We start from the raw sequence: 7,479 nt of genomic DNA, 5'->3' as shown, positions 1-7,479 counted from the left end.
CATGCAACTCAACCGCCGCCCCCGCAAAACCCTGGGCTTTCAAACACCAGCCGAGAAAATGGCAGCACTGATAAACTCAACCGAAACATAGGAAGTGTTTCCACGACCACTAGAATCCGCCCCGTCGGTGAAGCCACGCAGCCGCGCCTACAAGGAAGATAGTGGCGCACACGATGGCAATGATGGGAGACATACTTTGGCCGAGGGAATTGCCCAACGGCGTGGTTTCGCCCAAGTACCAGGGAAAAAGGAGCGCCAGCAACGACAGGGGGAGCGCAATTCCCGCAGATGCCTTCGAGTCCAGTGCGCTACGCAGCGTTAACGCGACGCCAACCGCAGCGAGACAGAAAAGGATCGTGGATGCTGAATGAATAGGTACTACCCCAATGAATAATCCGAATCCGAACACAGCGGTCCACGCTGCGGTAGCTGCACCCAACAAGGCAGTTTTCTCCTTGCGTAGCGAACGGGCCGTGCTCGTGGCCTCGTATTTCTCATCCCATGAACTATTCAGCAACGCCAGTATGGAGCCTGCGACGAGCAGTGGCAGCAGATTGAAAACGAATACGGGACGGTTCAGTGGCGCTCCGAAGAGCTGTGGAACGGCCAAGTTATCCAGGAACTGCGCTACCACGCCAAGGCTGAGGATTAAAAAGAACTCCGGCCAACGGCGAAGTCTCAGGTAGGGACTCATTGTGCAACCCCCAGCGGTGGTAGCTCGGAGCTGCACGTCTGCATGGTGTGAATAAAGGGAGCCAGAGCCACGGCTTGCTCTGCGGGCGAACGGTGAGAAAGCTCGTTTTCAATCCAGGCGCGCGCAGGAGTAGTTGAACTTTGTGCGCTGAGGGTAGTAAACCTGTCGTCCTCCGCTCTGAACGCATACGTGGCCCAGTCCGAAAGTACCTGGTGTGCGTTGCGAGAGGCAGAAGTTTCTTCGCAGGGGGCGCTGAGCGCGCAGCGCCGCAGCTTGAGCCTCATAAACCCGCGTGTACAGGGCCGCTGGGCTGGCCACTGTGTGGGACAACTCCGTGGCGTGATCGGAGCCGGGTTGACCGTATGTGCCGGTGAGGGGAGGAAGGCCGGCGTCGACAAGCATCTGCGTGAATTCCTGCCAGTGCGCGTCTGCGGCTACGACGAGTTCGTGATCTTCTGGCCAACTGCAGTATCGCTGTTTGTTCGCATCCCGGGTGCAGCTTGCCGACGCCTCCGTGGTGTCCTGTGCCCGCGTACCTTGGGGTCCCACTGCGGCGGAGCCAACAGCGGCGATGGTGATGATGGCGAGGAGAGTCAGCGCGGTGTAACGCGGGGCAGGGTGGTGGCGTGTCAGTGCGGCAAGGACACAGGCGCTTAAGGCCGCTACCATGACGGCAGAAATTGCGACCGAAGCCACCCGTCGCTGCCGTGCTATCAGCTCGTACCCATTGCCGGGGAAGAAAAGAAAGCGTAGGGAAGCCGGCGTGGAATCCGCACACGCCGATACCACGCACAAAGCTAGCGTGAGCAGTGCTGCGAGTAACGCGGCGAGAAGCCGGCGCCGGACAAAGACACCCAAACCCGCACCGAGAACCGCACACAACACAACCCACACAAGGCTGCTAATGATGACGAGGAACCATGGCGAGCTGCCCACGGGTGCGGTATAGACAAACCCTGCCAGGATCATGAAGTCGATAAGAATGCTGGCCAGTCCCCATGCCAGCGCCAGGCCGACGAGAAGTACTGCTGTGCGGGCGCGCGAGGTGGATGTGGAGCGTAGAAACGTGGCGTCCTGGCTTCCTGCGTCCCATGCAGCAATACTTTCGAGAAGTACGCCCGTAGCCGCGGCGACAACCGCGCAGATTGCGGTGGCCTCTGGCCAGGAACCGGCGACGTTACTGCCCCGCGCAGAGGCAAAACTCAGCAGTGCGGTGAAGAGTACAACAGGAATGAAGCGAACGTGTCTCACAAAGCAGCCCCTCCCCGTGCCCCGTCGGTAGCTTGTTCGGTGACGGCGCAGAATCCTTGTTCTACGGAGCCGTACCTTTCGATGAAATCTGCAACAGAAGAATCGACTGCGATGCACCTACGATGAAGAATGAGCGTGCGATCGGCGGAGTCCATATCAGCCGCGACGTGCGTAGACATGAGGACAGTGGTGCCGTTCGAGGCCATGTCACGCAGTGCGCGGATGAGTGAGGATCGTTGGTGTGGGTCGAGACCTGCGGTGGGTTCGTCGAGAAGCAGTAAATCTGGCTCGTGGACAATGGCCCGCCGCGACCATGGCGCGGCGCTGCATTCCACCGGACATCGCGCGCAGGCGGGTAGTGCTGTGGTCCTCCAAGCCAATTATCCGCAAGGCATTTACCGCGTGCTGGCGTGCTGTCGCGCGGTCTAGTCCGCGCAGCCAGCCAACGTCTGCTACGAAATCCACTGCGCGTTGCGCCGGATCAAACACACTGCGTTGCGGAACCCAGCCGACACGTTGCCGCCACGAGTCGGAACGGCGGACGTCTTCACCGCCCACGAAGATGGTTCCTGTTGGCGGGCGTAGCTCACCGGCGATGAGCTGCATGAGCGTGCTTTTCCCCGCGCCATTTGCGCCGAGAAGGACGGTGAGCCCTGGGGCGAGGTCGAAGGATATATCGCGAACAACCTTAGTGCGGGCGGAGTAGCCGTAGCTGAGGTGCTGGACAGACAGGAAGGGTGTCATTCCCGCCAGTTTTTCTTAAGTGAAAAGTGATTGCAATTGGTTGCTGAAGATCAGGGATTCACCTGCGGTGCGTGCGGCGGAGTACGATACAAAGGTCTCTGAAATCTGAACCGTACGAGGTACTTGATGTCCTTGAATGATGCTGCCGCAGCAGCCGTGACGAAGAAGGTCACGCTCCTAGAGCAATCTTTCTCCCGCTTTGCTGTCCGTTCTACTTTGGCCGGCGTGTACCTGGCGATCGGTACGGCATTTGCTGCGGTGATGGGTATGGGCGTCGAGAAGCATGTGGAAGGCCTCGGTTCTCTGGTCTTTGCCTGCCTGTTCGGTTTGGGCCTTTTTGCCATCGTCATTCTGGGCGCGGACCTAGCCACCGGCAACATGATGTACATGGTCTACGGCGCCGTGAAGAAGCAGGTGGGCTGGGGAAAGGCGCTGTGGCTCCTCGCAGTCACCACGCTATTCAACCTAGTTGGCGCCGTGCTTTTCGCCGCAGCCATGGGTATGTCCGCCAAGCTCGGCGGCATCGACCCAAATCACCTTATCGTCGACCTCGCGATGGGCAAGCTCCTCAAAGGACCAGGCGGCATGTTCGTGGAGGCCATACTGGCCAACTTCGTGGTCAACATGGCGATTATCGGCGCTATCTTTGCCAAAGACATTGCCTCCAAGTTCTTCGTCATCGTGCCGATCATCGCCTGCTTCGTGGGCTTGGGCCTCGAGCACGTCATCGCCAATTTCTGCCTGATGACCCTGACCTTCTTCTGCGCCAGCCCGCTACCGGAAGGTTTTACCCTTTGGGTGGTGTTGGCCAATTGGTCCATCGTGTGGGTAGGAAACCTCATCGGTGGTGGCTTCCTAATTGGTGGCGTGTACGCCTGGCTTAACTCTGGCCCGGAAGCGTATCGCGACTAAGCTGCGGCGTAGTACGCGAGAAGGCCAACCCCGCACGAGCGGGGTTGGCCTTTACTTATCGCGCCGTCGATTCTGGAGAATGCAACGGGTTGTCCATGTCCCCGGCGTAGATGAGCGAGGACTCCTGGTCGCCCAAGTTCACCATCGATAACGGGTTGCGTAACTGCAAGCGGTTGAGGCACGAGTGCTTGAACTGCGGCGCGAGCACCGGAAGTTTCTCCAGCGTGCCGGGGAAGCGGCGTTCGTAATCCAGTACGACTTCACGGCAGGTGAGCCAAAATTCGGTCTCAGTGAGCAATCCTTCCCGGTCGAAGAGCGCGGCGAGGTGGCGCAGCACGCCGTCGAGGACGTCGGTGTGGATAGATAGCGCGCGCTGGGCACCGGTGAAGTCGCCGTGATCGACCTGCAGGCGCTCTAGTCCCGCAGGCATGTCCACGCGGGCGTCAACGACCGCGGCCTCTTCCCCCAGGTCCTTGAAAAACGCGCCGACGGGCGCGCCGTTGTCGAGCTCGAGGATGACATTCTCGCTGTGCGGCATGAACACGATTCCGTACTGGGCGAGCGCGTGGAGGACTGGGACAAGGTACACGTCGAGCAGCTGACGCAGCCATTCTTGCGGCGGTAGACTCGATTGCGCGATCCACTCGGCGGCGAGTGACTCTCCTGCCGGGTCGACGTAGAGGCAGCCCGCCAGGGTCACGGCCACGCTCGTGGCGGATAGCTGCGGCACGGGCGAGTCGCGCCACAGCGCGGAGAGCATTTTCTCTCGCCCGCTTGTTGAGTCCGCGGGCAGCGGGTGGCGGTGGTAGGTGTCGCCGCGGTAGCCTACGGCGACGATTTCTTTGAGCAGACGCACGTTGCAGGCCCGGAATTCCGGATCGACATTGAGCTGTTGGGCTAACCAATCGTTGATGGCGGGCGTGGTTTCCATGTACGCCGGCGAGAGCCCGCGGACGAACCCCATGTTGCGAATGCCCACGGCAGTCTTGACATAGGGCAGCGCCGGGCGCGAGTGGTTGAAGAACGTCCGCAGCGACTGCTGGGGGCGAAATAGGTCGCTGCTGGTGCCGATGTACACCAGATCCCGGGAAATGAGCTGGGCGAAAAAGATCGTGGAGATGCAGTTGTCCCACTGCCACGGGTGCAGCGGCAGCGGCACATAGTCATCCGGGTCGCAGCCCAATTCTGCGAGCGCCTGCTCATAGCGCGGCTCGAGGTCTCCGAGCTGTTCGGCGAAGAACCCGGCTAGGTCCGCGACGTCTTCTGATGCCGCCACCACGCAGTGCTCCCGCTTGGCGGCGAGCCACACGATGTGTACGTCGGCTCCCGCCTCCGGCGCGTAGGCGCGTAGCTCGGTAAGGCTCATCCCGCCGCGCCCCGAATTCGCGAGGAACCCGGGGTGCCCCTCATACATTGCTGACTCAGCGGAGACGAGATAGTCCGCCTGGGCATTCGCGCGCTCCTGGGCGCTGGCGGCGAGCTGCGGTGCGCGCAAGCTTTGCGCGGCGGGGCGAGTCGCGAGGGCGCGGGCACGGCCGGCGAGGGTCGCCTGAATTTCTTCGATGTAGGTGTGCAGGAACCCCGTTTCTATGCCCAGCTGTTCTGCGGCCCCGGCGATGAGCTCGGCCAGGTGCAGCGGGGCGGCATCGGCAGCTTCGATGCTTTCGGGGACGACTTCGAGATGCTCCAGCCCGTACTGGTGGGCCGAAAAGCTCAGCTCCCGCGGCCCCAAGTGGACCGACCATCGTTCTGAGTCCGGGTGAAAGCTCGGCGTCAGCAGTCTTTCATGGCTAAATTCGCGGATGGCCTTGGCGATGAGCTGGCGCTCAGCGGTCTCGGCCGCGCACAGCGCATTCGCCACCGGCGACAGCGAGGCGCGCGCGGCAGCCGCTGAGGAATAGAAGTCTGAGGCAGTACAACGCTGCACCCGTGCCGTCTTCGTGTGCCCGCCTTGAAGCAGGCGGACCTCGTTAAGTCCCGGCACATCAAGGAAGCCGGCCTCGGCGTTCTTGCGGTGAATTGCGCCATTGGCTACGTCGGGCTCCACGAGGAGTTCGCGGAAACCCCGGCAGTCGATGAGCCAGCGGATGACCGCGGCGAAAAGGCTGCTGGTTAGCCCAGAAACGTGGGCACCGGCCGGCGGGGCGACGAGGAAGTGCAGTCCGCGTATTGGCTCTTCCAGCGTCAACTCCCTGACACCAGCAGCCTCCGAGCTAGCAGCCCCGGCCAACACCGAGTCCAGAACCACGCGGCGCGGGTCGTAGTCCTCGACGATGCCCATCGGTCTGCGCGGGGCGGCAGGGTACGGGCGCAGCTCGAGGATCCAGGCTTCTTCGTGCGGGGAGGCGCGGAGCCGGTCGTATTCGACGGCGACGTCGTTGACGCTGGCCTGTTGCATGCCCCAGAACGCGCAGTGAGGATCGGTGAGCCACCCGTGAACGAGCTCGGTGTCGCCGGGGGTGAGCGGGCGAAGGCGCACCGTGCCGTGGGGAGTGAAGATTTCGTCACGTTCGGTATTGAGCATTACTGACCCCCGAAGGTCTGGAAGGCGACGGAACGCTCGATGGGATAGTACTCGCGGCCGGTGATGGCCTTGAGAATAATGGAGTTCCTCCACGGTCCCATCCCGAGATCCGGCGCGATGAGCGAATGAAGGTGTTCCTCGGCGTTTTGGACGAAGAGCGACTGGGCGGCGTCGATGGCGAACTCGGGATCGATGGCCAGGCGCCCGGCCGTGTCGAACTGGACTTCTTCGCGTGCGGTCTCCAGGAAGCTGGGGAAGAGCGGGGCCTTGTAGCCGGTGGCGAGCACCAGCGCGTTTGTCGCGTGCGTGCGGGTTTCGCCGGTCTCGCCGTGGGTCAACGTCAGCTGGAACGGGGCGGACGCGTCTGCGTCGCATAGCGCCGCGCTCCAGCCGGCTAGGAGCGTCGAGGCGAATGGGCGCGGCAGGCCCTTCGTGATGGACAACCGGTAGTAGGTGTCGTAGATGTGATTGACGAGCTGGCCGGAGATTCCCTTGTAAAGATTGCGCTGCTCGCGGTTGAGCCGGTCGCGCGTCGCGGCGTCCAGGCCGCGGAAGAACTGCGCGTACTCGGGGCTAGTCATCTCGAGGGTGAGCTTGGTGTATTCCATGGGGAAGAAGCGCCCCGAGCGGGTGACCCAGTCCAGCCGCGTGCCTTGGTACGCGGCAGGTTCCATGAGATTGGCGTAAATCTCGGCCGCGGACTGCCCCGACCCGATGATGGTGACGGACTCCTGGGCGAGCAACTCCTCCTTGTGCTCAAGATAGTCCGCCGAGTGTACGGCGAGCCCGGCTTCCGGCGCAGCCCGCAGCTCGGCGGGAATAAACGGTATGGTGCCCACTCCGACCACGACGTTGCGGCTGAGCACCGTGCAGGTGTCCCGTGGCCCGTTGACGGTGACCTCCCACAGATCGTCGACGCGGCGCACCGACGTCACCGTGGAGTTCCACTCGAGCGTGCTCAGCTGCTGGGAGACCCAGGTGCAGTAATCGGAGTATTCCTCGCGCAGCGGGTTGAAATCCTCCTTGATGTAGAACTGGTGGATGCGCCCTTGCTGCTTGCAGTAGTTGAGGAAACTGTACGGGCTCGTGGGGTCGGCGAGGGTGACCAGATCGGCCATGAACGGAACCTGGATCGTCGTCCCAGGAATCATCATCCCGGGGTGCCAGCAAAATTCCGCGCGCGAATCGAAGAACGCCGCGCGCAGCGCGCCGCCGTCAACCAGCGGCTGGCTCAGCGCCGCCAGGCCCAGGTTGAACGGCCCGATCCCGATGCCCACCAGGTCATAGGGCTTAATGCTAGATTCGGCATCAGCGGCGGCGGTAGTGCGGGCGGTGGTGGAAGAAGACATTACAA

At 62.2% G+C, this 7,479-nt stretch carries 7 protein-coding genes; 1 reads left to right on the top strand and 6 read right to left on the bottom strand.

Annotated elements, in window-relative coordinates; all coding sequences use genetic code 11:
- Positions 1-109 precede the first annotated feature (109 nt).
- The 4 genes from RAE09_RS09625 to RAE09_RS09615 form a co-directional block, all read right to left on the bottom strand.
- Positions 110-694, bottom strand: a complete 585-nt coding sequence (locus RAE09_RS09625) for a hypothetical protein (RefSeq protein WP_316981560.1) — start codon at positions 692-694, stop codon at positions 110-112.
- 108 nt (positions 695-802) lie between these two features.
- Positions 803-1,945 carry a hypothetical protein gene (locus RAE09_RS09620; protein ID WP_316981559.1) on the bottom strand — a complete coding sequence of 381 codons (1,143 nt, stop codon included), beginning with the start codon at positions 1,943-1,945 and terminating at the stop codon, positions 803-805.
- Positions 1,942-2,223, bottom strand: coding sequence for an AAA family ATPase (locus tag RAE09_RS11950; RefSeq protein ID WP_349834779.1), 282 nt, complete (start codon positions 2,221-2,223; stop codon positions 1,942-1,944). The genes RAE09_RS09620 and RAE09_RS11950 overlap by 4 nt, the downstream gene beginning before the upstream one ends.
- Positions 2,153-2,689: an ATP-binding cassette domain-containing protein gene (locus RAE09_RS09615; RefSeq protein ID WP_301716788.1), complete on the bottom strand. Its 537-nt coding sequence runs from the start codon at positions 2,687-2,689 to the stop codon at positions 2,153-2,155. The genes RAE09_RS11950 and RAE09_RS09615 overlap by 71 nt, the downstream gene beginning before the upstream one ends.
- A 126-nt stretch (positions 2,690-2,815) precedes the next feature.
- Here RAE09_RS09615 and RAE09_RS09610 point away from each other — a divergent pair, with 126 nt between their 5' ends.
- On the top strand, positions 2,816-3,601 hold the full coding sequence (locus RAE09_RS09610; RefSeq protein WP_023020572.1) for a formate/nitrite transporter family protein: 786 nt from the start codon (positions 2,816-2,818) through the stop codon (positions 3,599-3,601).
- Between the two features lie 55 nt (positions 3,602-3,656).
- On the opposite strand, the gene RAE09_RS09605 is transcribed toward RAE09_RS09610, so the two are convergent.
- Positions 3,657-6,125 (bottom strand): GNAT family N-acetyltransferase, encoded by a 2,469-nt coding sequence (locus RAE09_RS09605; RefSeq protein WP_301716787.1) that lies wholly within the window; start codon positions 6,123-6,125, stop codon positions 3,657-3,659.
- Positions 6,125-7,474, bottom strand: a complete 1,350-nt coding sequence (locus tag RAE09_RS09600) for a lysine N(6)-hydroxylase/L-ornithine N(5)-oxygenase family protein (RefSeq protein WP_301716786.1) — start codon at positions 7,472-7,474, stop codon at positions 6,125-6,127. The genes RAE09_RS09605 and RAE09_RS09600 overlap by 1 nt, the downstream gene beginning before the upstream one ends.
- Positions 7,475-7,479 lie beyond the last annotated feature (5 nt).

It is taken from the genome of Corynebacterium tuberculostearicum, assembly GCF_032821615.1.
Classification (GTDB): Bacteria; Actinomycetota; Actinomycetes; order Mycobacteriales; family Mycobacteriaceae; genus Corynebacterium; species Corynebacterium tuberculostearicum_H.
The sequence above is the reverse complement of the archived record's forward strand: the minus strand, read 5'-3'. Positions and strand labels throughout refer to the sequence as shown.